Origin of the sequence: Mesorhizobium sp. M0676 (genome assembly GCF_040320535.1) — a bacterium.
In the GTDB taxonomy this organism is placed as follows: Bacteria; Pseudomonadota; Alphaproteobacteria; order Rhizobiales; family Rhizobiaceae; genus Mesorhizobium.
Genome location: NZ_JAMYPU010000018.1, coordinates 1 through 23,516, shown reverse-complemented (window position 1 = coordinate 23,516; position 23,516 = coordinate 1). Strand labels below are relative to the sequence as shown.

Below are 23,516 nucleotides of genomic sequence, written 5' to 3'. Positions count from 1 at the left end.
CTCAAGCCCCAGCGCCCCTGTCGGTTCCGAGCCTTTTAGAAGAATTGCATCGCGACGATTGGTTATCCGCCTCACTTGTTGATGTGACGGCGCAGCAGTCTGATGTTGCGATTGTTCGCCTTAAAATAGACGTCGAAGATCGAGCCGAGAATTGGAACACTTCCTACGAGCGTATCCAGCAGCACGTTGCCTAGCATGCGGGCGACCAAGCCATTTCCGGCACCGACGTTTCGAGCTCGCAAGACGATGTAGGCCGAGACAATGCCCGTCGCCGCATCTCCGAGTACGGGGACCAGACCTACGAGCGCATCCAGTCCAAAACGAATTGATGTGCCCGGAATGCGCCAGCGGGAATCGAGTAGCGCCGCCAATAGATCCAACTCGGCAACTATGTTTGCTGTGTCACCACCGTGACCGCCCTGCCCGATCATGCCAACTCGCGCGCCAGTACGATTTAGTATCTCTCCCTGATGGATAGCCGTCACCTTAGATATCGCTTTGACCGTCTGAATTCGCTTTCGACCTGTGCGATGGCACGTCGTCGAGCAAGGTCGTCTCACCGGAGCTTTTCGGCGCCTCGGGCAATTCACCAGTAGGCGTCATTTTGCTGACGGCCTCAGGCAAATCTCGCGTGATCCGGCTTATGAGCTCCTCGCGCGAAAGGCCGGTCTGCATCGAGAGGGAAGTCAGGGTGTCTTCGTCTATGGCTGCTTCCACCTCGCTTGGCTGGATCGGCTCGTTCGGCCCGGTGCCTACCCACGAATCGACCTTCGATCCGGCGCCCGCCCCTCTGAACCGGTCGAGAATATCGCCAAGCGCGGTCCCCGAAACGCCTTTTGAAAGCTGATCCAGAATCCCGCCTTGCGGATCATTTGGGTTGCGATCACCCGCTCCACGGATCATGTCGCCGAGCTTGTCGCGATTTTGGTATGCCAAGACGCCGAGCATCGCGATCGCCAATTTTCCCAGGTTAGCCATTGGTACCTCCACTGTTCAATGGACAAGGGCTCAACATCACAAAAGTTCCGACCGGCGACGATCTAATTGAATAAGGGCTGGCGTATCGACACAGACGTGAGCGGTGCTCCCTAACCGGCTTGTTTCCGTTTGCGGTGCGGCTTCGGCCTCGCAGACCTTGTCGTGCAAAGCTCGTTGCCTGCCTGATCGCGCATGCGCACTAACCATCCGGTCATATCGTCATCGCCCAGATCAGCCAACAGGCCGATTCCGCAACGGATCGCTTCGGCGCGAGCGGCCTCAAAACTTGGCGTCTCGGCAGGCGGAACCTAGCGAGCCTGGTCGCCGTCGCGATAGTACAACGTATAAGCGAGATGGATTCCACGCGCTGCCTTAGAGTATGGAACTACCACCCTCATCTTTGACGGGGGTTTGGCCAAACAGCGAACATCGGCTAGGCCTAAGACGATCGATCGAGGTCGACTCGCGCGACGGCGTAGGCGCCAAGCGAGATGCTTTGATCATCCAGCGGTCTTGCGGAACTTTCCATGAAGTCGGGATCGGTTGCCGCCCGCTCGAACTGCTCGGCGCCGAGAAGAGCAATGCGGGCGCTGCTCGGCGAATCCGAAAGCCGCACAGATTGCGTCTTGGCGGTAAGGTTAGCGACCCACAGGGTCACGCGGCGATCTTTTTCAGCCGCGATCGTGGCGACGCCGTCAGCGCCGGAAGTTCCTACGGACAGCAAGGTGGCTCCGCCGAGCTTTGAGAGACCAGCCAAGACATGGAAAGCGGGATAGACCGTTGGGCCATCCTGCTGATCATACCATGGCTGCACGAAATCAGCCTTCCTATGGATTTGGCCAAAGGGGCCGGCGAAGTCACCGAACGCGACGGCCTCGATTCCTTCGCGAGCGCAGGCCGCGAAATATCCGACAGTCCAAGCCGCATTGAACAGCCCGCGCTGACGAGGATCAATGCGCGATAGACAGACGCGAGCGTTCGCTTCATTCGGCGCAGTGGATTTTCCGTATGGGTTCTCACGGCAGCCGAGCTGGATGGGACCGATACGCAGTGGCAAGCGTTCCCCCATGAAAGCATCCGCGGAGCGGATTAGATGGGGGATTGCCTGAAGTGTCTCCATCACCGAGACATCATCTGCGGCGTGCACGCTTGGACAGGTGGTGAAGGTCACGTAGTCGAGCGCTTCGGCTGGCGGACGCTTGCGGTTGAGTTCGGTGAAGTAAGCGGCCATGCCGCCGCCCAGCGCGATGCCCGGGAAAGCCCGGCGAGCGGCGGAGTAGCTTTCGTGGAAGCTGGGCATAGTCGGCCACGGTGCTCCCGGCTGTACGGATGTCATGTCCTGCGCCGGAAAGACGGAGACAGCTTCTAGTTTGAGGCCGAGTGAGTGGACAGCATCCGCGACCGGCGCCAATTCGCCGAATGGATCGCGCGTGCCCTTGGTGATAATCTCGAGGACCACTCCAGCGCCGGTCAGCCGTGCGAGCGCGGCGTAGCTTTCTAGTTCGTCCTGGCCGTGTGCGATCCGGAGATCGACCTGGCAGACCATCCACTGAGGAGCCATTCGTCGTAGGAGCTCGGGGGTTTCGAGCGCGTGCTTTGCCTCGTCGGCGGCGACGCCGACGCCAGTGCGGGGCACTCGGCCGACCGGTCCGCCGATCGTCAGGTTGATGAGTGGATTGCGATTTTCAGACGTCCCGGCAGGGAGCGTTCCTGACACGTGAAGCCGGACGGCCTGCGTGAATTTCTGGCCCTTGGGCAGTCTGTAAGGCCACGGGCGACGCAGAGGGCGGACATATGTTTTATACGAGGCGTCAGACCAATTGCGTTGGTCCTCCATCTCAAAGGCATCACCCTCCATGGTGCATGTCGCCCAGATCCCAGGCGCGATCTCGTGCGACAACGCCCGGATGTCGGTGAACGGACATTTTGGATCGATGTGGTCCGGAAAGAACGATAGCTCGTCGTGACCATCCTCATGCAGCACCTTTATCGGCTTGCCGGCTAAGCCCTCGATCGGATGAAGGACGACGAAGCCGGTCCGATTCGTCAAAAGGTCAGTCTCGGGCTCTGCCTCCGCCACAAACGACAGCGCACCATCGCCACTGCCTGAGACGCGCGCCCGGTAAATCAGGCGGCCGGATGTTGCGGCACATGTTGCACGGTATTCAATGGCGAACGCATCCGGCCTCTCGTCGATCCGCAGATCATCGAGAACGGTGGTACATGTTCCCCAGTTTTCGTCCCGTACAAGAAACGAGATTCCGCGCAAGACCTCGATCGTCCCGATGCGGATGTAACGCAAGGCGCCATTGTCGAACGCGACCGACAAGGATCCGGCGCGCAGTGCGCGCAGCGGTGCCTCGAGCTGTTCGGTGCCACACAAGCGGACTGCCAGGGAAGCTGTCGAGGTCAAATTGCGCGCTCCGTCGTGGCGTCGAAGATCGAGGCCCGGTTCATGTTGATGTCGATCGCAAGCTTCTCGCCCGGACGGCTGACATCGTGCGCCTGCAGCTCAGCCATCACCGGCGCGCCGGCCAGTCGGAATGTCGCGTAGCTGCGCGAGCCGGTCGGCTGCAGCAGGTCGATCGTTGCCTCATAGCGAAACGTGCCCTGCTCCGGCATGGCAGTGTGCGCACGAGTGAGGTGTTCTGGCCTTAACCCGAGCAGCACCTGCTGTCCGTCCGCGACGCCCTTCAGCCCCCTGCCGGGCGCTAAGGGTAGCAGTGCATCTGCGAGCCGGATGGCAGCGGCGCCTGCGTCCAAGGCAAGGGTGCCTGGCAGGAAGCTCATCCGCGGCGAACCCAGGAACCCAGCGACGAACGTTGAGGCCGGGTGCTCGAACAACTCGAGTGGCGCGCCCTGCTGCTCTATCAACCCGTCGCGCATCAGCACGATGCGGTCCGCCAACGTCATCGCTTCGATCTGGTCATGGGTGACGTAGATCATCGTTGTCGCAATGTCCTGGTGAAGGCGTTTGATTTCGCCGCGCATTTCGTCGCGAAGCTGTGCGTCGAGGTTGGACAGCGGCTCGTCGAACAAAAAGATGCGGGGGTTGCGGACTATGGCGCGGCCGATGGCGACGCGCTGGCGCTGGCCGCCGGATAATTGGCGCGGAAAACGCCCCAGCAAGGGAGTGATGCCAAGCATGCGTGCCGCCTCGGCCACGCGCACCTCGACCTCTGGCTTCGGCATCTTGCGAGCCTTGAGGCCGAAGCCAATGTTCTTGGCCACGCTCATATGCGGATAGAGCGCATAATCTTGAAACACCATTGCCACGTCGCGATCGCGCGGCCGGAAATCATTGACCACCTCGCCGCCGATCTCGATCGTGCCTTCCGATATCTCCTCCAGGCCGGCGATGGTCCGGAGCAGCGTGGACTTGCCGCAGCCGGACGGTCCAACCAGAACGGTGAACTGGCCGTCGCGAATGTCCAGGTCGATGCCGCGCACGGCATGGAACGCGCCGTAGCGCTTGTGCAAGCCGGTAATTCTGACTTCGGCCATGCGGGAGCTTTCCTAACCGCGAACGGCGCCGAGCGTCAGCCCGCGCACCAGATGACGTTGAGCAAGGACCCCAAGGGCGATCGATGGCACAAGGGAGACGATGGCAAGGGCCGCGGCTTCGCCATATTGCGCGCCCTGGAAGCCGATGAAGGCGCGGAAGACCGTTGGCAGTGTAAAGGCAGTTCGGCTGGTCAAGATCAGAGCGAAGAAGAACTCCGTCCAGCATGCAATGAAGGCGAACACAGCCGCCGCGACGATGCCCGGTGCTGCGAGCGGCACGGCAACGCGCCAGAACGCCTCCCATCTCGTGCAGCCATCGACGAGGGCCGCCTCCTCCATCGACTTCGGCATGCCGCGGAAATAGGCGAACATCATCCACACCGAGACCGGCAGCGTGAAGACCGTATAGGCGATGATCAGGCCGACATGAGTGTCGTAGAGCCCGACCTGGCGATAGATCAGGAACACCGGCAGCACGATCCCGATCGGCGGCAAAAAGCGCTGCGACAGCACCCAGAAAGACAGATGCTTGCCGCCGGTGTCGTAGCGCGCCAGGCTATAGGCCATCAGCGTGCCGAGCAGCGCCGAAAGCACCGTGGCCGAAAGCGAAATAATCAGGCTGTTGATGAGCCCGTCGAGACCACGATAGGCGAACAGCGCAGCTTTGTAGTGGACAAGCGTCGGAGCGGCGGGGAACCAGACAGGCGGTACGGTGAGGTAGTCGTCGCTGGGCTTGATGGAGGTGTTGAACATCCAGTAGAGCGGCCACAGCACGAACACCAGGAAGAACCCCAGCAGCAGAATTCGGCCGATCGGCAACGACCGGCGTTTCCTGCGGCGGGCGGGCGCGACGGCGGCCATCAGACCGGTTCTACCTTCAAGAGCCGACGCACCAGCAACGTCACGATGAGCGCCGTAAAGATCAGGAACAGCCAACTTCCTGCTGTTGCCTGCGACAGATGAAACTGTGTGAAGCCGATGGTATAAAGATAATAGGAGGCCGTGTAGGTTTGTGTTCCCGGGCCACCCCCTGTCATGATGAAAATGGTATCGAACATACGGATTGCGTCGAGCAGACGGAAGGTCAGCGCCAGCAGCATCATCGGCCCGAGATGCGGGAGCGTGATCGCCCAAAAAACCTGCCAGGCGTTGACGCCGTCGAGTTCTGCCGCCTCATAGAGATTGGGTGGGATTGCGGTCAGCCCGGCGAGCAGGATGACGAACATGAACGGCGTCCACTGCCAGACATCGGCGATGATCAGCGAGACGTAGAGCCACGGGCGCTCCGTCATCCAGCCGATCGTAACCTCCTGCCCCAATAGTTGCGTCAGGATATAGTTCGTCGGTCCGAAAGGCCGCTGTAAAAGCAGCGTCCAGGCTTGGCCGACGATGACCGGGCTGATGAACAGCGGCACGATCAGGATCGACATGATCACACCGCGGCCCGGAAAGCTGCGCACCATTGTCAGCGCCACCAAGAGGCCGAGAACGAATTCTATAGCGACGCTGATGCCCGACAGCGATGCTGTCAGCAACAGGGACCAACGTGCTACGGGATCGAACACGACCCGCTCGAAGTTCTTCAATCCGACAAAGGCGTGGCCCGGCACCTGGAAGTCGTAGTTGATGAAGGATACCACCAGCGAGAACAGAAGCGGATAGATCGACAGTGCCAATATCAGCAGCACAGCGGGGCCGACCAGCAGCCACTTGAAATGACGGTCTGCCCATTGAGCAAAGGCAGACAGCCGGGGCGGTGCGCCGGCTGCCTTCAAACGACGGATCGTGGCGGTGGGCTGCATAGGCTTATCCAAAATCGCCGCTTAGCGGGGAGGTGTTGCGAGCCAAGCGCCCGCAACACCGATTGCTCCAGAGAAGTCCGCCTGCCCTCAGAGGGTGACCGCCATGCCAAGTTTTTCCACCGTGTTGTCGGCGGTGGCGCCAGGCAGTTTCAAGAACTCGGTGTAGAAGCCCTTCTGCGAATCCACACCCAGTCGGTCGGTCGTCTCGTTCCACTCGGCGGCCGCCGTTTCAAGCGACGCCTTCGGATCCGCACCAGCCCACACCGCCGTGCACATGCGATCGATGCTCAAGAAGTAGTCCTGCGCGCCTGGCATGATCGGGTCGAGCAGACCGACATTTGCCGAGTTGTTGAGGTTGGCAAGGTACTCCTTGGCACTCGGGAAGAGCGCGCCGTAGAGCTCGGACTTGAAGTGCGAGATGCGGTACGGGTCGCGTAGAGCGTAGGGCAGCATGCAACGTGCCAGCGAGACGGGTGGCGAGCATACCCACTGCATGAACAGATACGCCGCCTCAGGGTTGGGCGAGTCGGCCGACAGTGCCTTGTTGTAGCCGGTGGCATGTTCCGGATTTCCCGGAACCACGGCATAGCCGACCTTGCCGGCGATCTGGGACTGCGGAATGAAGTTGATTGCCGTGGCCGACTGCGAATAGTTCGCCGCCATACGGCCGCTAGGAGGCCAGGAATAGATCATCGCGACTTTGCCGGTCAGGAAAGCCGCCCACAAGGAGACGGCGTCGAGTTCGTTGTTGCCGGGGATCGAGGCCTTGTTTGCGGCGAGCATGTTTGTCAGCGTCTTCACGCCGGCATCCGAAACCAAACCTGCCTTCATGTCGTCGCCGAAGAGTTTTCCGCCGTTGGCCCGGTACTGCTGCAGAAAGTCGAACTGATTGCCGGGGCTGCCCGCCTTGCGGAAATGTCCCGCGCCATAGACCTTTGGCGCCATCTGGTCGGTGATGAACTGGGCGATCTGGGCATATTCTTCCCATGTCTTGGGCGGTCCAAGCTTGGCGTTGAACTTCGCCTGGTAAGCCTCCACCATTTTAGGATCCTCGAAAATGTCCTTGCGGTAGTAGAGAGCGAACATGTCGCCGTCGTCGAAGAACCCCCAGATCTTGCCCTTGTAGGTCGGCAGCGCCTTGTACAGGGGATGATAGTCCTCGAGGTCTGCCGGATTCATGTATTTGGCGATGTAGTCGTCTAGAGGGGCGATGACGCCGCCATCGGCAAGCGACGGCGTCCAGGCCGGCGAGATGTCGAGGACGTCATAGGCACCCGAGCCAGCGATGTGCTCGGCGACCGCCTTGGAGTACTGGTCCGGGTTCGACAGCTCGACGACATTCGACTTCATCCCGGTAAGCTGCTCCCACATCGGCCCACTGAAATTGCGCGGGTCGAGTGCCTGCAGGCCAGCCTCGTAGGTCATGTTGAGGGTGACGCCCGAATGCGCCTTGGCCGCCTCCGCCGCGCGAAAGGCGGAACCGTCCGGAGGCCCTTCCTTCGATGCTTTCAGGGCTGCGGCCTGCGCCTGGCCGAGCGGCGACGTGGCGTCCGCCAATTCCAATGTTTGCTGCGCCAGCGCCCAATCGGTCATCATCCCCAGCAGCGGGCCGGACACGGCCAACATGCCGGTCATCTGACCGAAGCGGGTGATGAAAGTTCGGCGGGTGGTTTCGCCGCGCATGAAGGCGTCGACCTCTGCTTCGAGACCTGCCTGAAAGTCACGTTTTTCACGATCGTTCATAGTGCTTGGTCCTCCCATTTTCCTTTTGCTTCACTCGTCCGCCGGCGCAGCGGTCAAGCATTTCCTCCCGTAAGGTCGCCGCAAAGAGGCCGCGGCGGCGCGCCGAAAATCAGTGTCCTCCTAGGTTCCAAAGCGGGCGGCGAGCCCAGACAGCCTGGTCTTCCATAGCTCGCTCGAAAGCACCTCGCGATTGACCACGCCGCGCGGCTCGCGACCACGCTGCACCTCCATTACCGCTTTGACGTCGGCGGCACCGTTGCCGGCAAAGCACTGGTCGGTCCAGCAAAGCGCGTGCGGCGCCAGGATGACATTGTCGAGTTTGAGGATCGCATCGTCTGCCTCGGGAGGCTCTTGTTCCAGCACGTCGAGACCGGCGCCGGCGATGCGGCGCTCCTGCAGCGCTTGCGTCAGCGCTTTCTGATCGACGATCGGGCCGCGCGCGGTGTTGATCAGGTAAGCTGTCGGCTTCATCAGGGCGATCCGCTCGGCATTGACGATGTGGTGGGTCTGGGGCGACAGGGGGCAACTCACCGACAGCACGTCGGCGCGGCGAAACAGATCCTCCAGGCCGACCAGCTCGACACCCAGGTCGGCAGCGACCCCCTTGTCGGCAAACGGGTCATGGGCAATGAATTGCATGTCAAAGGGCTTCGCCAAGCGGAAGACCTCGGCACCGATATTGCCGATGCCCAGCGACCCAAGCGTACGCCCGACGAGGCCGACCCCCATATGTTCGGAGCGCTTCTCAAAACCAACAGACCCTTTGCGGGTGAGCGCGTCCTTTGTCAGCAGCTTGCCGGTCAGCGCCAGCATGAAGGTGATGACGGATACGGCGACGGGCCGTCGCACGCCATCGGGCGTGATGACCAAGGCAATACCGGCTGCGGTGCATGCCTCAAGGTCGACAGTGTCGTAGCCGACCCCGAAGCGGGCAATGACGGCCAGGCGGCGGCTCCTGGGGACACTCGTGGCATCGAAACGATGGGCGAGGAGGATCAGCCCATCGAAATCCTCAAGTTGGTCGGCGCGAAGCGGACTGTTTGACTCCAGGAACACCATCTCGACACCTGTCGCATTGCGCAGCGGCTCCAGATCGAAATCTGGGTAGGTCGGCGAGCCGTCCGGCCTGCGGAAATCACCGGAAAGCGCCACCCTGAATTTCACGCTGTCCATCGTCTCCTCCGCTCCTATTGGCACCCGGCCCGGATCTTGGAAACCGCGTCGGCGATCGCGTCGTGCAGGACCCAAACGTCGCCTGAATAACAAATGAAATCGAAGCCCTGTGCGTAGAACTCGTGTCCCTGGGCGACGTTGGGCACCAAGCGTCCAAGCGATTTGTTGTGCTTCTTGGCGGCGGCAACGATTTTGGCCATTGCAGCAGTGAAAGTGGGGTGGGCGAAGTCGCCAGGAATGCCGAGCGAGACGGACAGATCGAAATGTCCGACCCACAGACAATCGACCCCGTCCAGTCCCGCGATGCCGTCAATGTTCTTGACGCCGTCGGCGGTCTCGATCAGGCAGATGAACGTCGAGCGCTTGTTGGCGGCCTCGAATTTATCAGCGACCGAGCCTGGCCGGTAGCGGTCATGAGCGATCTGCAGCGCCACACCGCGGGCGCCGGCAGGGTGGTACTTCATGGAATTGATGATGTGCTGCGCCTGTTCGACGCTGCTCACCATCGGCGCGATCAGGCCTTCGGCGCCCATATCCATGGCGCGGGCAAGGAAGTGGTAGTCCTGCGATGGCACACGCACCATGACCGGCAGGTCAGCCGCCTCGAAATAGCGAATCGCACTCTTCAGCGTCTCCAAGCTAAATCCCGAATGCTCCATGTCGAAAAAGACGAAATCGCAGCCAGCGGACTTCAGGATGTGACCGATTCCCGGCGTGGCGAACTCGGCGACGAGCGTACCGAGCTTGACCCGCCTGTGAGAAGCTAACGCCCTGAGACTTGGCTCTGACATGCACTTCCTCCCGTTCGCCCCAATGGGGCAATCCGCCTACGTTCTCTTCAATGCGTGGCCTCAAGAACGAGGTCGCAGGTCGTCACCAACTTGGTCACGACGAGCGGCGCGCTCCGCGTATTGAATTCGTCGAAATGAGCGGTGCGGCAATGGTCCTCGAATGCGGCCTCGCTATCGTAAATTTCATAGAGCAGGACCCGATCCGGTTCGCCACGCGCCTCCGTCACGTCAAAGCGGCGGCAGCCGGCCTCGGTGCGCATCGACGCGGTTGCATTGGCGTCGACAAGTTCTCGGAACCTGTCCCGGGCACCAGGCCTCAGGCGGAAATCGACCCAGACGACAAATCCGGTCATCACTTGGGCCTCGCAAGTTGCAGATACCGCTTGGCCACATATTCGAGATGGCTGCGCATGGCCGTCTCTGACGCGTCTGGATCGCGCGCGGCGACGGCCTCGAAGATTTCGCGATGAGCCTGGTAAGCCTTGCGGTCTTCACCCTTGGCCAATGTGGTGCGACGCTGTTCGAGCAACCATTCAGCCAACGCCGCGTGAATAGCTGTAAAGATCCGATTGCGGGTGATTACCGCCAGCACGTAATGGAAGTCTACGTCCGTGCGCTCGAAGCGCGCCAGGTCGCCGATTGATTGACGGTTGAGTTCGAGCGCCTCCTTGAGGCTCTCAATGTCTTCCGGGGTAGCATGCACGGCGGCGTTGCGGGCAAGACCGACCTCGAAAAACAACCGCGCGCTCTGGAAGTCGTGAACCCCTCCCGGCGCCGAAATCATGTGCCGAGCCGGCCCTGAAAGGGCGTCGATCACGAATTGAGGAGTGGGTCGAGTGACGCGGGCACGCTCCCCCGATTTTACCTCGACAAGGCCCATTTTGCTCAGATGCAGCAGCGCCTCACGGATGGAAGGCCGCCCTACCCCGAACTGCCGCATGAGTTCCCGTTCAGATGGGAGACGGTCGGCTTCGGCCAACTCTCCCTCTCGGATCATCCGCTCGAGGTGCGCTGCCACCTCGTCCGAAAGCTTCCGCTGTTTGATCAGAACTCCGATCATGTGGCATACCTGTTATACCAATCAGGTACGTTATGATCCCATAGCACCCTTGTCAACGATGTCTAAGCATCCGGTAGCCGAGCCGTTTAATCACTCCGCCGATGTCGAGGCGTCCTTTGCACACGCCTTCAACGTCTTCACCAAGGATATCGGTGACTTGAGGAGCGCGAGCACACTCTGCTCGGTGTTCCGATCGGGGACCGTGTTCGAACCCTGGGTCGGGTGGTCAGTTTCAACTGCGGTGTGGACCGCAGTGAGTGCCACCGGGCCGTGTGCTGGCCGAGACCTACCCAACCGCCTGCTTATGAGCTGCAACATGAGCCCTCGATGGCAAAGTAGACCTCGACCTGAGCAAGACCAGCGAATGGAAGTGGGGTTCACAGCCGAGGCGGAAAACGCGAACTCTCGCTGGTGGACCCATTTGGCAATACGCCTGCTCCATCTCGTAATCTTTTTGCGCCGCCGCAATGCCGCAAAGGAAGGTGGTGTCGGGTCAGTTCTCTCTAGGCTCCAGAGCGCTCGTCACGTTGTGCCCATCCTCGTGCGGTGGGCGGCCGCCGCTTGCGGATGCGCATTTGAAACTGGTTTTCTCAAGATCTTTTAGTCCTGAGGGCCTCAGGCGGGGGCGCTTGCCATTTAGTTATCGTCACCTGCAAATGCCGAACCCGCACTCGACGCCAATCTACGCGTTGGCCAGTTTGCGACATCTGGTTTCGGCGATTCCGCTTTCAGTAGCGACGATCATGCTGGACGGCTGATATGAGGCGCGTTCCCGCCTGGCAGCTTAGGGGCAGCAAGCAGGACGTCGGCTTTCTTGCCTCGACCTGGCCTAAGCAGTCATTCAATTCGTGGCCTCAAGCAACTCATCCACGCTCCTCCTGACGCGGCGTGCCAACCAGCCGATCTCGGGCTGATGTGCGTGGACGGCAGTCGTCCTTTGACCACCGCTTCTGGCGGCGCCGATTGGCGAGCCGCCTCGCCATCATTAGCTATGGAACGGAAAAGAAACCATTCAGCATCAGACTACCGCTTTTCGACGCACCTTTTCGACTATGTCGGAACGAGCGCTTGTCGCGCAGCCCACGATGCCCCCCATTGGTGAACCGGTTCCATGAAGAGTCTGACAATACGCCACCGCATCCTCGTCAGTTTCGCAGCCGTTCTGGTGGTCATGTCCGTGATAGCCCTCATCGCGTACGCCTGGTTTCTTCAGGCGGGGGAGGAGGCGACTGAGGTCGAGAAGGGCATCCTTCCGGACCTTTATCACAGTACCGAGATCATGACGGGCCAGATGGCGGCCCATAGTCTGCTTCAGGAATATGCCCTTCAGGACAACCCGTCAGACAGAAGCACGGTTGAAAACGCGATCACGACCAATCGCAACCAGGTGCAGCGGTCGATGGACGACTATGAGGCAACGATCGTCTCCGATATCGACAAGCAGAATTATGCAGCCGTCAAACAACTCGCCAACCAATTCCGTCTGGCTGAAACTGCTGTGCTGGAAACAAGCCGGGCTGCCTTGTCGAAAGGTGAAACTCCCAATGAAAGCCCAGCTATCAAGAACGAAGTAGAGCCGATCTTTGTAAAATTGCAGTCCGCTCTGCAGGCCATGGTTGAGGATCACAGAGGCGAGGCAAACAGCGCGACGCAGCGGATCAGCTCGATCGTCAGAACGGCCGAAGTCGGTTTGAGCGTTGGTTTGTTGATAGCCCTCGGGCTAGCCCTTCTTTTGGGTTACCAGCTGTTTCGCGCCATTACAGGTCCGCTCACCCGTTTGGTCGACGCGGTTCAATTGATGCGGCAAGGCGACTTCAGCGAACGGCTCGATCTGAGGCGCCGAGACGAATTCAGCGTGCTTGCCGACGGCTTCAACGCAATGGCGGACGATCTCACAACCCTCATTGGTCAGGTTCAAAGGTCCAGCATACAGGTCGGCACGTCGATAACTGAGATCGCCGCCACCTCCAAGCAACAGCAGGCAACTGCGACTGAAATCGCAGCGACCACAACAGAAATCCGAGCGACAGCCAAGGAAATCTCCGCCACATCAAACGAACTGGTCCGCACGATGAACGAGGTCTCCACAGTTGCCGAACAAACCGCTGCCGTGGCTGGCGGGGGGCAAGCGGGGCTGACCCGTATGGAAGAAACCATGCAGCAGGTCATGGAAGCGGCTGGCGCGATCAATTCCAAACTGGCGATCCTGAGCGAGAAAGCCGGCAGCATCAATCAGGTGGTGACGACCATCACCAAAGTGGCCGATCAGACGAACCTGTTGTCGCTCAACGCTTCCATCGAGGCGGAGAAGGCAGGCCAATATGGCCGGGGTTTTGCAGTGGTGGCGACGGAAATCCGAAGGCTCGCGGACCAGACGGCTGTCTCCACCTACGATATCGAGCAAATGGTCAAGGACATCCAGTCGGCAGTCGCGGCCGGGGTGATGGGCATGGACAAGTTTTCCGAGCAGGTCCGTCGGGGTATGCAGGACATCCAGCAGGTCAGCGGGCAACTCTTCGAGATCATTCAGCAGGTTCAGGGGCTGGTGCCACGTTTCGAAGTCGCCAATGAAGGCATGCAAGCACAGGCGACCGGCGCGGGGCAGATCAGCGACACGCTAACCCAGCTAAGCGAGGCAGCTCAGCAAACAGTCGAGTCCCTTCAGCAATCGACGCTCGCGATCGACGAGCTCAATCAAGTCTCAGGCGGCATGCGAAGTAGCATATCGAGGTTCAAGCTACGAGCATAGCGAGCCGGCAGTAGGAGGTGACAATGCTATTCCTCGCCTTCAGCATGGGTCCGGATCGCTACTTGATCGATGTCCACAAAATTGAAGAGGTGCTGCCCTATATCGACGTGAAAGTTCTTCCGGGTGCGCCAACTGGTGTGGTGGGTTTGGTCAGCTATAACGGAATACCCATCCCCCTGATCGATGTCACCCTTCTTGCGCTTGGCCGACCATCGGAGCGGCTGTTGAGCACCCGGATCGTTGTGACGCGCTATCCGGCGGATGATGGCGAGCGACGCCTGCTGGGGCTGATCGCGGAACGGGTGACGGATACGATCGAGCGAGACCCGGCCGATTTCGCGCCGTTCGGACTGGAACCAGGAACCCCGCCGTATCTTGGGCCGGTGGCTTCCGATGGTTTGGAGATCATTCAGTGGGTCAAAGTGGAAGCGCTGCTTTCGGAAGAGATTCGTACCGCTTTGCTCCGCCAGGCGGCAATAGGTGATCAATGACCGGAGCAATAGAAAAGCTCCTGACGGAAACCATTGGACTGGACAGTGCCAGCGTTGGTCCGACAGTGGTTCGTCAGGCGGTCAGAGAACGGATGGAAGCATGCCGGATAACCAACCCTCAGGCCTATACGCAACACTTGGCCGGTTCCTCGCAGGAGCTGCAGGAGCTGATCAATGCGGTGGTGATCCCAGAGACCTGGTTCTTTCGCGACCGAGAAGCGTTCACGATGCTGGCGCGGCATGCGCGCGCGCATAAGCCTGCTCAGCCGATAAGAATCCTGAGCCTGCCATGTTCAACCGGCGAAGAGGCTTACTCGGTCGCCATGGCCATGTTCGATGCCGGCTTTGAGGCGCATGAGTTCAAGATCGATGGCGTGGACGTCAGCAGCCGCAATATCGCGACGGCTGAACGCGCCATCTATGGCCGCAATTCGTTTCGCGGCAGCCATCTCGAATTCAAGGATCGCTATTTCGAAGCGGCCGAGGGCGGGTTGCGGCCTGTTGCTGGGGTGCTGAAACAGGTTCGGTTCATGGTAGGAAACCTGTTCGGTTCTCACGCGCCTTTCGGGCGAAAGGTCTATGACATCCTGCTTTGCCGCAATTTGCTGATCTATTTCAATCGAGAGCTGCAGGATCGCGCATTGATCTGCCTGAAGGATCTGCTGGCCAAAGACGGACTTCTTCTGGTCGGTCCGGCGGAAGCAGCTCTTCCAAGGGTGCATGGCTTTATTTCCGCTCAATGGCCATTGGCCTTCGCCTTTCTGAAATCGGAGCCCGTCAAGACCACGGCGCCGAAAGTTTCGGCCGCCGTCCCGGTGCGGACGCTAAGCCCTAAGGTCAACAAGAGCGAACCTCTTCGTCCGTTCCGACCGACAATTGGCAATGAAGGCCGCGGGCAGGCTCCGGCCAAGCCGCTTGCACACGCCTCGGAAAGCCTCATCGCGGTTGAACGGATCGCCAATGCAGGACGCGTAAAGGAGGCACAGGAGGTCGCCCTGGCGCATCTCAGGGAGTTCGGTCCTTCCGCAGAAATCTTCTACCTGCTAGGCCTCGTCCAGGATGCGGATGGTTCTGCACCCGAAGCCGCGCAAAGTTATCGCAAGGCGCTCTATCTCGCGCCAAATCATCGAGAAGCTCTTGTCCATCTGGCTTTGCTGCTTAGCAAGCAAGGCGACCATAACGGCGCCGAGGCGCTGGCCGGCCGGCTGGGTCGGGTCCAGAAAAGGAGCGGCAGTTGATGGCGGCTTCGACAAGGATCGCTCAGCCGGTGGAGGAGATCGAAATCAACGACTGCTGGCGGCAAATAGGCGTACGGGGTGACAAGTCATGTCCGCTACTAGAGCAGCATCTCCACTGCCGCAATTGCCCGACCTACAAGAAGATCGCACGACGCCTCCTCGACCGTGCAGCTCCCTCGGCATCTCGCGACGAATGGCCTGACAACGCTGGTCGTGCAGGGATCGATTCGGCAGACAGCGACGCGCTGCAGACGGCCGTTCTCTTCCGTTTGGGGGAGGAATGGCTGGCACTTCCGGTCGGTATTTTTCATGAAGTGGCTGAATCTCGTCGCGTTCATTCACTTCCACATCGCAGGAACAGTGCACTGCTCGGCATTGCGAATGTCCGTGGTGAATTGCTCATTTGCCTGTCCCTGGCCGAATTGCTCGGGATAGACGAGCGCAAGGAAGGGGAACAAGGCACACGAACCAAGGTATTTCGCCGCCTTGTCGTGGTAGGCGAGCGCGACAAGCGGGTTGCTTTTATGGTTGATGAGATCCACGGCTTACATCGGTACCAGGAACGCGACACTCTCGCTGTTCCGGCCATGATTGGCAAGGCACTGTCGGCCGCTACGGTTGCCGTGCTGCCATGGCAAGGACGAGCCGTTGGCTGTCTCGATCCACGACAACTGCTCACGATGCTGGATCGGAGCATCGCATGACAGATGAAGACTTCAGCCAGGTTTCGATGCTCAGCCTCTTCCAGGCCGAACTGGAGACGCAGTCACGGGCTCTGACCTCTGGACTTCTGGCACTCGAACGCGATCCTATCGCCGCCGACGCCCTGGAAGCATGCATGCGTGCCGCGCATTCCCTGAAAGGAGCTGCCCGCATCATCGACCTGATGCCCGCAGTCAAAGTTGCAAATGCGATGGAAGACTGCCTGGTCGCAGCGCAACGCGGGCATCTGAGGGTGCGACGGGAGCATATAGACGCGCTTCTGCAAGGTTCTGACCTTTTGAAATTGATCGCATCGGGATCATCGAGCGAGAGCGCCAACTCAGAAGTCGAAACCTTTCTCGCGAAGTTCGAGGGGTTGTCCCTCCCCCAGGCAAAGCCCGGGCCCCAAGATTCTGCAGCTGATTTCGCAACTCCAGATCATGCCCAGGAGCAACTGGCGACGACCTCTTCAGCGAACCTCCTCGTTGGCGCGGTGCCGCAAGCCCACGGCAGCATCAGCTCTGATAGAATGGTTCGGGTGACGGCAGACAGCCTGAACCGATTGCTCGGGCTGGCTGGCGAGTCGCTGATGGAAGCTCGGCGGCTCAGGCCATTCGCTGACGGGCTGCTACGGCTGAAGCGACTTCAATCGGACCTCGCAAGTGCATTCGACAATCTTCATGCAGTGCTGCCGCCGGTTTCAAACGATGCGGCGGTGGTGGAGGCGCTGGCTGAAGCGCAGCGAAAGCTTCGGTTGAGCCAAGCGTTCCTGGCGGAGCGTTTCGATGAGTTGGATTCAGTGGATCGGAAAGCGACCGATCTTGCCAACAGATTGTACGACGAAACGTTGGCGAGCCGGATGCGGCCTTTTGAGGACGGCGTGCGACACTATGCGAGAATGATCCGCGACCTCGGTCGTACCCTTGGCAAGCGGGTGCGACTGGAGATCGTAGGCGGCTCGACCGGCATCGACCGCGATATCCTCGAGCAGCTCGACGCCCCTTTGGGGCACCTTCTGCGCAACGCTGTAGACCATGGGCTTGAACCGCCTGAGGAGCGCCTCGCGATGGGCAAACCCGAAGAGGGGCTCATCAGGCTCGAAGCGAGGCACAATGCCGGGCTGCTGCAGATAGCCGTGGTGGACGACGGCAGGGGGATAGAGCTCTCGAAGCTGCGCGAGACCGTCGTCGCCCGGCAACTTGCAACCAGGGAAAGTGCTGAAACACTCAGCGAAAGCGAATTGCTCGCATTTCTGTTTCTGCCAGGCTTTTCCATGAAAGCGGGCCTTACCGACGTCTCAGGTCGCGGTGTGGGGCTCGATGCAGTGCAAGCCATGACGAAGGAAGTCCGGGGAGTCGCAAGCGTCTCCTCAGAATTTGGCCACGGAACCCGATTTCAACTGCAATTGCCGCTGACACTGTCGGTCCTCCGCACGCTGCTCGTCGATGTCGATGGAGAGCCCTATGCTTTTCCACTCGCTGCCATTTCCAAGACTTTGAAACTGCAGCGGACGGAGATCAACGTCCTGCAGGGCCGGCCGCATTTTCGATTGAACGATCGACAGATCGGGCTGGTCACCGCTCGCGAGGTGCTCGATCGAGGTGAGCCCGGATCGGAACCGAACGAACTATCGGTCGTCGTCGTGGATGCGGGTCGGGGCGATGCGTACGGCCTGATCGTTGACCGTTTTCTCGGGGAACGCGAGTTAGTGATCAGACCTCTCGATCCACGGTTTGCCAAGATCAAGGACATCAGCGCAGCGGCCCTGATGGAAGACGGTTCGCCTGTTCTGATCTTCGACGTCGACGATCTGATCCGATCGGTGGAAAAGCTTGCATCGTCCAGCGGATTTCGAGCTCTTCGGCGCGCCGCGGGCGGTCCCGAAGCGAGCAGGCGCAAGCGCGTGCTCGTGATTGACGATTCACTGACGGTTCGCGAACTCCAGCGCAAGATGCTCGGCAATTACGGTTATGAGGTCGAAGTGGCGGTAGATGGCATGGACGGGTGGAATGCCGTCCGGTCTGGTCCTTTCGATCTCGTCGTCACCGACATCGACATGCCTCGCATGGATGGCATCGAGCTGGTGAGTTTGATCAGAAAGGACGCTGATCTCAAGAACACACCCATTATGATCGTTTCATACAAGGATCGGGAAGAAGATCGCGCGCGCGGGCTCGACGCAGGTGCGGACTATTATCTGACCAAGAGTAGTTTTCAGGACGAGGCGCTGATCCATGCCGTCGTGGACATGATTGGCGAGGCGGCTGAATGAGATCGAGATTGGAAGCCAGCGAATGAGAATCGGCGTAGTTAACGACATGCCGATGGCGGTTGAACTTCTGCGTCGACTGGTTCTGTTGACCGGCGAACATCAGGTCGCGTGGATCGCGACTAATGGGCGTGAGGCGGTCGAGGTCTGCAGACGTGATCTGCCGGATCTGATACTCATGGATCTAGCGATGCCAGAGATGGACGGCGTGGAAGCGACCCGCAGAATCATGGCGGAAACCCCGTGCTCAATCTTGCTGGTGACCGCCAGTATCGAAGCCAACCTCGCCGGCGTCTACGAAGCAATGGGTCATGGCGCGCTTGACGCAGTCGATATTCCGTCAGTGGGCATCGAAGGCAACGCGTCCTCGCAATCCGCCCGGCTTTTGACGAACAAGATACGAACGATAGGCAAGTTGATCGGCGATGCGCCTACCCAGGCAAAAAGGCGGATGTCACGTGCGGCTGAGCCGTCAACTCGACACGTGATAGCAATCGGCGCCTCTGCGGGCGGGCCGGCTGCCGTTGCCGCAGTCCTGAGCGCGTTTCCCGTTGATTTTCGCGGCGCGATTGTGCTCGTCCAGCATCTCGATGCTCAGTTCGTTCCAGGCCTTGTTGATTGGCTAGGGCAGCATACGCGTCTCCCGATCCGTCCGGCGGGGGAAAGGGATAGTCCACAAGCGGGCACCGTTCTCGTTGCCAGTTCTGCGGATCATCTGGTTTTCAAGTCAGCTCAGCAACTTGGCTATACGCCCAGCCCCAAGGACAATGTTTATCGGCCGTCGGTAGATGTGTTCTTCGAAAGTGCGGCGCAATGGTGGCCTGGCTCGGTGATTGGTGTTCTGCTCACAGGCATGGGCAGAGATGGTGCGCGCGGGCTGAGACAGCTCCGTGACAAGGGACATCTCACAATCGCGCAGGATAGAGCAACCAGTGCCGTCTATGGCATGCCGAAGGCCGCCGCCGACATCGGCGCGGCTGTTGATATTCTTCCTTTGGGTGCGATCGGCTCACGTATAATCGAAGCCTGCGAGCGCTCCACGTGAAAGGCCCCTTCCGATGACGCAAGAACCAGAGTTGGTCCCGCCACTCGCAGATAACTATTCATCCATGGTTCTGCTCATCGATGATCAGATCATGGTTTGCGAGGCGGTCAGGCGCGCCCTAGCCAACGAGCCCGATATTTCCTTACACTTCTGCACCGACCCGTTGAGAGCGATGACGGTCGCGGATGAGGTAAAGCCAACCGTCATCCTGCAGGATCTCGTCATGCCCGGGGTGGATGGGCTACATCTGGTGCGAGAATACAGGAAGCATGCGTCGACACGCGCGGTTCCAGTCATTGTGCTGTCGAGCAAGGAAGATCCAGCCACCAAGGGCGAAGCCTTCGCTGCGGGCGCGAACGACTATCTCGTCAAACTGCCGGATCGTATCGAGTTGATTGCACGCATTCGATATCACACGCGGGCCTATCTGGATCACGTCCAGCGAGACTCGGCACACCGAGCGCTGAGGGAAAGCCAGCGACAGCTGATCAGTGCAAATCTAGAGCTTGAACGTCTGACGCGGATCGATGGCCTGACAGGTCTCGGTAACAGGCGCTATTTTGACGAATATCTGGCGGCTGAATGGAAACGCGCTTTTCGCGCACAGTCCCCACTGTCGCTGTTGATGATCGATGCCGATAACTTCAAACGATACAACGATACCTATGGCCATATGGCCGGCGACGATGTGCTGAAGCAAATCGCCCGCGTAATCCAGAGCGGTTCCGGCCGCTCCACCGATCTCGCTGCGCGGTACGGAGGCGAAGAGTTCGTCATCGTGCTGGTCGACACCATACTGGAACAATCCAGTGCGATCGCCGAGCGGCTCGTCCAGAGCGTGCGAGAGTTGAACATACCCCACGGCCCGGATCGCGTGACCATCAGCGTCGGCGTCGCAACAGCGGTGCCCACCGAGAACGAGACGCCAAACGATTTCGTCAATGCCGCCGATTTGGCTCTGTTTCGTGCCAAATCGGAAGGACGAAATCGTGTTGCGCTTCATATGTCCCGCAGCTAGAGAAGCTCACATCTCAGTCAACGAAGCGCGCCCTGTTCGATTTGAGGACGACCTTGGCGAAGTCGGGCATCTCGAGACCTTGCCGCACCAGGCCATCAAGAGTTTTCTCAGCCGCCCTGATGGCGGAGAGCCGGGCCAGCACAGTCTCAGCCTCCAGGCGAGGCACCACGGCGACACCGTCGCGGTCGCCGACCAGTATGTCTCCCGGCGAGATAGTCACTCCTCCCACCACCACCGGGAATCCGACCGTGCCTGGACCATTTCGCGCAGGCGAATTCGCAATGACCCCGGCACAGTAAACCGGCAACCCGACCGCCTCGATCCCGACAACGTCGCGCACCAGGCCGTCAGTGATGAAGCCGGCGACCCCCTTGTTGCGCGCCATGCCGAGCACGAGATCGCCAGTTACCGCGGTACCGGCAAAGCTGTCGGTGGCCGCGACGATGACATCGCCACTTGCTGCGGCATCCAGTGCTCCAAACAGGGCGAGGTTGTCGGCGGGACCGCAGTGACAGGTCACGGCGACGCCGACCATCGTCGCAGTAGCTGGCGACAGTGGCTTGATCGCATAATGCAAGGCGCCGCGTCCCCCCATCGCGTCTACGACCTGGCTAACCGGCACGCCCGCAAAAGCACTGATGATTTCTGCTGCGGGCCGTTCGAAACGGCGCTTGATGGTGAGCAGTGGTGGGTCTTCAATCATGTAGCGGCCCCATTCCCTGAACGAACGAAATACAGTCCGGCCCGAGGTCGCGCAGGCTCCGCGCGCCCATCAGTCCCATGACGCGGTCGATCTCCTTGCGGTAGAGTTCGAGCACGTGGCGTACCCCCTCCTCGCCGGCGACCGCGAGCCCCCACAACTGCGGCCGCCCAATCAGACAGCACGAGGCGCCGAGCGCCAGGGCCTTGACGACGTCAGAGCCTCGCCTGATGCCGCCGTCGATAAGCACTGGTACGCGGCCGGCGACAGCCGCGACAACCGCCGTCAACGCGTCCAGGGATGCGGCGGCGCCGTCAAGCTGACGTCCCCCATGATTGGATACGATGATGCCGTCGATTCCTCGGGCTACAGCCTCGGCGGCTTCGCTGGGATGCAGGACGCCTTTCAGCAACAACGGTCCGGACCAGACAGTGCGCAGCCAGTCGACATCGGCCCAGGAGAGTCCGGGATCGAGCATTGCGGCCATTCGGCCCGCCAATGCACCGACCGTCGCCGTATCTCCGGGGCGCGCGTAGTTGCCGAAAGTCAGTTTCGGGAGTCGGGTGCGCATACGAAGAAGCCACGCCGCCTTGGTGGCGGCCGCGAGGGTTCCGGCCACACCGAAGCGCGGCGGGATGGCAAAACCGTTGCGGATGTCGCGTTCACGGTTGCCAAGCATCTGGTTATCAATGGTGAGCACCAGCGCGTCGTAGCTTGAGGCACGCGCCCGATCCACCATTTCTCGGGTGAAGCCGCGATCGGTATAGACGAACACCTGCATCCACCGTGGGCTACTTCCGGTGGCTGCTATGTCCTCCAGCGTGCAGACCGATCCGTGGCTGGCGCAGTAGAATGTCCCTGCGGCCGCTGCGGCTCGGGCGGCTGCGCGCTCGCCGTCGGGCCAGAACAGCCCAGCCAGGCCGGTTGGCGCGATGCCCAGCGGGATGGCAAGTTTCGCGCCGAAGAGGTCAAGGGAAAGGTCTCGCGTCGTTGCACCGTTGAGTGGTCGCGGCAGAATGGCAACCTCGTTGAAAGCTTGCTCGTTCCGGCGCAGCGTTCGCTCATCCTCGGCACCGCCATCGCCGAAGTCGAACACCGGGCGTGGCAAAGTCCGCCGCGCGGCGATGCGGACCGCGGCCACGCTGTACAGGCGCTTCAACGCCGCCATCGAAGCAGACGATGCCGCACCGCCGGCGCCGGGGTCATCGCCTGTGTTTGAGGCGGACGAGGAGCTACTCACGGTTGCTTTCCGCCGATGCGACCATGATGCGTCGGTCCACCGCCTCCCGGAACACGCACGCAGGAGAGTGTTCCCTCAAAGGAGGGATCGCTGCCGGTCGCCAGCACGCCGGCATTTGTCACCCAAAGCATCTCGCCGGAGAAGACGCAGTTGGTCGTTGCCTTGCCGCAGACGAAGAAACCCTCCGCTGTGCCGTTGGGCTTCAGAACGTGAATGCCGTTGGCGGCAATATCCGTGACATAAAGGCGGCCATCGGCTCCGACCTTCAGCCCGTCCGGGATCGGATTGGCCCCAGGCAAGCGGCCCAGGTCTTCGACGGAACCATCCGGACGCTGCCGCTTGACGCGCCCCGTATAGGACTCCCCCCAAATGATCGAGCCGTCGGCTTCGATCGCCACACCATTGGGGAAGGTCGGCTTGTCGAAACCGAGAGCAAGGTAAGCACTGCCATCGGGGTTGACGGCAAAAATGTAGCTTGGGTCCGGATTCCCCGGGTTGTATGTGCCGGGATCGCTGAAGATGAGCCGGCCGTCAGCAGCAAATACAAGATCGTTTGGCCCATTGAGCCGAATGCCCGCGACTTCGCTCAGCAGGATTTCCGGCTTTCCGCCTTCGGCAACCCGCTGGATCGATGGCGTCGTCATGTCCGCGGCCCGCCAAGGTCCGGTCGTGCCGCCGTTCTGGCAGACATAGAGCAGGTCATCCGATCCGAGAACGCAGGCGTTGGGCGCTCCTGCAACATACGCGAACTGGCGAGCACTTCCGTCGCGATCTATGGCCGTCAGCTGGCTGCGATAGCTTTCGACGATGACAATTCGGCCATCGGGCAGCACCGTCGGGCCCTCGGGCCAGCCAAGGCCGGTCGCGACAACCTCGACGGCCAGCTTTTCAACCTCGTTCATCGTGCGACCCCCAGAACGGCAGCCTAACAAGATTTGTCGGGTATAATCCAGCCTGGCGGTCTCCGGACCCGGCGACTCAAAGATGGCTTGGCTGACGTGCGCGTTGCTGGG

The 23,516-nt window shown here is 60.5% G+C and carries 21 protein-coding genes and 1 pseudogene; 7 read left to right on the top strand and 15 right to left on the bottom strand.

The genetic code is table 11. The annotated features are described in order from the left end of the window. Positions 1–71 precede the first annotated feature (71 nt). The 12 genes and pseudogenes from NKI35_RS20020 to nanR all read right to left on the bottom strand — a co-directional run bounded on the left by NKI35_RS20020 (position 72) and on the right by nanR (position 11,051). Complete coding sequence (locus NKI35_RS20020) at positions 72–431, bottom strand: DUF4112 domain-containing protein (RefSeq protein WP_352741301.1); 360 nt, start codon at positions 429–431, stop codon at positions 72–74. A 55-nt stretch (positions 432–486) separates the two neighbouring features. Beyond that, complete coding sequence (locus NKI35_RS20015; protein ID WP_352741300.1) at positions 487–978, bottom strand: YidB family protein; 492 nt, start codon at positions 976–978, stop codon at positions 487–489. Between the two features lie 110 nt (positions 979–1,088). After that, positions 1,089–1,262: pseudogene (locus NKI35_RS31345) on the bottom strand (hypothetical protein); the annotation flags it as partial. Between the two features lie 155 nt (positions 1,263–1,417). After that, the gene (locus tag NKI35_RS20010) at positions 1,418–3,391 is read right to left on the bottom strand and encodes a D-apionate lactonase family protein (RefSeq protein ID WP_352741299.1); all 1,974 of its coding nucleotides are present in this window, start codon (positions 3,389–3,391) and stop codon (positions 1,418–1,420) included. Beyond that, positions 3,388–4,482, bottom strand: coding sequence for an ABC transporter ATP-binding protein (locus tag NKI35_RS20005; RefSeq protein WP_352741298.1), 1,095 nt, complete (start codon positions 4,480–4,482; stop codon positions 3,388–3,390). The genes NKI35_RS20010 and NKI35_RS20005 overlap by 4 nt, the downstream gene beginning before the upstream one ends. Positions 4,483–4,494: 12 nt before the next feature. Then, positions 4,495–5,343, bottom strand: coding sequence for a carbohydrate ABC transporter permease (locus NKI35_RS20000; RefSeq protein ID WP_023827582.1), 849 nt, complete (start codon positions 5,341–5,343; stop codon positions 4,495–4,497). After that, positions 5,343–6,284, bottom strand: a complete 942-nt coding sequence (locus NKI35_RS19995) for a carbohydrate ABC transporter permease (RefSeq protein ID WP_023705662.1) — start codon at positions 6,282–6,284, stop codon at positions 5,343–5,345. Before NKI35_RS19995 ends, NKI35_RS20000 begins: the two co-directional genes overlap by 1 nt. An 87-nt stretch (positions 6,285–6,371) precedes the next feature. Next, positions 6,372–8,027, bottom strand: coding sequence for an extracellular solute-binding protein (locus NKI35_RS19990; RefSeq protein WP_352741297.1), 1,656 nt, complete (start codon positions 8,025–8,027; stop codon positions 6,372–6,374). 120 nt (positions 8,028–8,147) lie between these two features. After that, entirely contained in the window at positions 8,148–9,200 is a 1,053-nt protein-coding gene (locus tag NKI35_RS19985) for an NAD(P)-dependent oxidoreductase (protein WP_352741296.1), read from the bottom strand. A gap of 14 nt (positions 9,201–9,214) precedes the next feature. Further along, complete coding sequence (locus NKI35_RS19980; RefSeq protein ID WP_023726880.1) at positions 9,215–9,991, bottom strand: HpcH/HpaI aldolase family protein; 777 nt, start codon at positions 9,989–9,991, stop codon at positions 9,215–9,217. 47 nt (positions 9,992–10,038) lie between these two features. After that, the gene (locus NKI35_RS19975; protein ID WP_023742807.1) at positions 10,039–10,344 is read right to left on the bottom strand and encodes a putative quinol monooxygenase; all 306 of its coding nucleotides are present in this window, start codon (positions 10,342–10,344) and stop codon (positions 10,039–10,041) included. Next, a complete protein-coding gene (gene nanR, locus NKI35_RS19970; protein WP_023689446.1) occupies positions 10,344–11,051 on the bottom strand; it encodes a transcriptional regulator NanR in 708 nt (235 codons plus the stop codon). Before nanR ends, NKI35_RS19975 begins: the two co-directional genes overlap by 1 nt. Positions 11,052–12,162: 1,111 nt before the next feature. Between nanR and NKI35_RS19965 the strand changes: the two genes are divergently transcribed. From NKI35_RS19965 to NKI35_RS19935, 7 genes are all read left to right on the top strand, one after another. Then, the gene (locus NKI35_RS19965; protein WP_352741295.1) at positions 12,163–13,800 is read left to right on the top strand and encodes a methyl-accepting chemotaxis protein; all 1,638 of its coding nucleotides are present in this window, start codon (positions 12,163–12,165) and stop codon (positions 13,798–13,800) included. Between the two features lie 23 nt (positions 13,801–13,823). Next, entirely contained in the window at positions 13,824–14,291 is a 468-nt protein-coding gene (locus tag NKI35_RS19960; RefSeq protein WP_023700505.1) for a chemotaxis protein CheW, read from the top strand. Beyond that, positions 14,288–15,529 (top strand): CheR family methyltransferase, encoded by a 1,242-nt coding sequence (locus tag NKI35_RS19955; RefSeq protein ID WP_352741294.1) that lies wholly within the window; start codon positions 14,288–14,290, stop codon positions 15,527–15,529. The genes NKI35_RS19960 and NKI35_RS19955 overlap by 4 nt, the downstream gene beginning before the upstream one ends. Continuing rightward, on the top strand, positions 15,529–16,233 hold the full coding sequence (locus tag NKI35_RS19950) for a chemotaxis protein CheW (protein ID WP_023819373.1): 705 nt from the start codon (positions 15,529–15,531) through the stop codon (positions 16,231–16,233). The genes NKI35_RS19955 and NKI35_RS19950 overlap by 1 nt, the downstream gene beginning before the upstream one ends. After that, complete coding sequence (locus tag NKI35_RS19945; protein ID WP_023742810.1) at positions 16,230–18,503, top strand: hybrid sensor histidine kinase/response regulator; 2,274 nt, start codon at positions 16,230–16,232, stop codon at positions 18,501–18,503. The genes NKI35_RS19950 and NKI35_RS19945 overlap by 4 nt, the downstream gene beginning before the upstream one ends. Positions 18,504–18,525: 22 nt before the next feature. Continuing rightward, positions 18,526–19,545 carry a chemotaxis response regulator protein-glutamate methylesterase gene (locus NKI35_RS19940; protein ID WP_023682287.1) on the top strand — a complete coding sequence of 340 codons (1,020 nt, stop codon included), beginning with the start codon at positions 18,526–18,528 and terminating at the stop codon, positions 19,543–19,545. Between the two features lie 64 nt (positions 19,546–19,609). Further along, positions 19,610–20,563, top strand: a complete 954-nt coding sequence (locus tag NKI35_RS19935; RefSeq protein ID WP_023669440.1) for a response regulator — start codon at positions 19,610–19,612, stop codon at positions 20,561–20,563. A gap of 13 nt (positions 20,564–20,576) precedes the next feature. Here NKI35_RS19935 and NKI35_RS19930 read toward each other — a convergent pair whose 3' ends face one another. The 3 genes from NKI35_RS19930 to NKI35_RS19920 all read right to left on the bottom strand — a co-directional run. After that, positions 20,577–21,266 carry an RraA family protein gene (locus NKI35_RS19930; RefSeq protein WP_352459455.1) on the bottom strand — a complete coding sequence of 230 codons (690 nt, stop codon included), beginning with the start codon at positions 21,264–21,266 and terminating at the stop codon, positions 20,577–20,579. After that, positions 21,259–22,431 carry an alpha-hydroxy acid oxidase gene (locus NKI35_RS19925; protein WP_352741293.1) on the bottom strand — a complete coding sequence of 391 codons (1,173 nt, stop codon included), beginning with the start codon at positions 22,429–22,431 and terminating at the stop codon, positions 21,259–21,261. Before NKI35_RS19925 ends, NKI35_RS19930 begins: the two co-directional genes overlap by 8 nt. A gap of 68 nt (positions 22,432–22,499) precedes the next feature. After that, positions 22,500–23,516, bottom strand: a 1,017-nt coding sequence (locus tag NKI35_RS19920; protein ID WP_352741292.1) for an SMP-30/gluconolactonase/LRE family protein, incomplete at its 5' end; no start/stop codon positions are given.

Bases quoted from the DNA above. Each gene is read 5' to 3' on its own strand.
- NKI35_RS19990 (WP_352741297.1), bottom strand. From the start codon at position 8,027: ATGAACGATCGTGAAAAACGTGACTTTCAGGCAGGTCTCGAAGCAGAG.
- NKI35_RS19950 (WP_023819373.1), top strand. From the start codon at position 15,529: ATGGCGGCTTCGACAAGGATCGCTCAGCCGGTGGAGGAGATCGAAATC.
- NKI35_RS20015 (WP_352741300.1), bottom strand. From the start codon at position 978: ATGGCTAACCTGGGAAAATTGGCGATCGCGATGCTCGGCGTCTTGGCA.
- NKI35_RS19985 (WP_352741296.1), bottom strand. From the start codon at position 9,200: ATGGACAGCGTGAAATTCAGGGTGGCGCTTTCCGGTGATTTCCGCAGG.
- NKI35_RS19945 (WP_023742810.1), top strand. From the start codon at position 16,230: ATGACAGATGAAGACTTCAGCCAGGTTTCGATGCTCAGCCTCTTCCAG.
- NKI35_RS19975 (WP_023742807.1), bottom strand. From the start codon at position 10,344: ATGACCGGATTTGTCGTCTGGGTCGATTTCCGCCTGAGGCCTGGTGCC.
- NKI35_RS19995 (WP_023705662.1), bottom strand. From the start codon at position 6,284: ATGCAGCCCACCGCCACGATCCGTCGTTTGAAGGCAGCCGGCGCACCG.
- NKI35_RS19925 (WP_352741293.1), bottom strand. From the start codon at position 22,431: ATGGCGGCGTTGAAGCGCCTGTACAGCGTGGCCGCGGTCCGCATCGCC.
- NKI35_RS19955 (WP_352741294.1), top strand. From the start codon at position 14,288: ATGACCGGAGCAATAGAAAAGCTCCTGACGGAAACCATTGGACTGGAC.
- NKI35_RS20020 (WP_352741301.1), bottom strand. From the start codon at position 431: ATGATCGGGCAGGGCGGTCACGGTGGTGACACAGCAAACATAGTTGCC.
- NKI35_RS20005 (WP_352741298.1), bottom strand. From the start codon at position 4,482: ATGGCCGAAGTCAGAATTACCGGCTTGCACAAGCGCTACGGCGCGTTC.
- NKI35_RS19940 (WP_023682287.1), top strand. From the start codon at position 18,526: ATGAGAATCGGCGTAGTTAACGACATGCCGATGGCGGTTGAACTTCTG.
- NKI35_RS19980 (WP_023726880.1), bottom strand. From the start codon at position 9,991: ATGTCAGAGCCAAGTCTCAGGGCGTTAGCTTCTCACAGGCGGGTCAAG.
- NKI35_RS20000 (WP_023827582.1), bottom strand. From the start codon at position 5,343: ATGGCCGCCGTCGCGCCCGCCCGCCGCAGGAAACGCCGGTCGTTGCCG.
- NKI35_RS19930 (WP_352459455.1), bottom strand. From the start codon at position 21,266: ATGATTGAAGACCCACCACTGCTCACCATCAAGCGCCGTTTCGAACGG.
- NKI35_RS19935 (WP_023669440.1), top strand. From the start codon at position 19,610: ATGGTTCTGCTCATCGATGATCAGATCATGGTTTGCGAGGCGGTCAGG.
- NKI35_RS19965 (WP_352741295.1), top strand. From the start codon at position 12,163: ATGAAGAGTCTGACAATACGCCACCGCATCCTCGTCAGTTTCGCAGCC.
- NKI35_RS19960 (WP_023700505.1), top strand. From the start codon at position 13,824: ATGCTATTCCTCGCCTTCAGCATGGGTCCGGATCGCTACTTGATCGAT.
- nanR (WP_023689446.1), bottom strand. From the start codon at position 11,051: ATGATCGGAGTTCTGATCAAACAGCGGAAGCTTTCGGACGAGGTGGCA.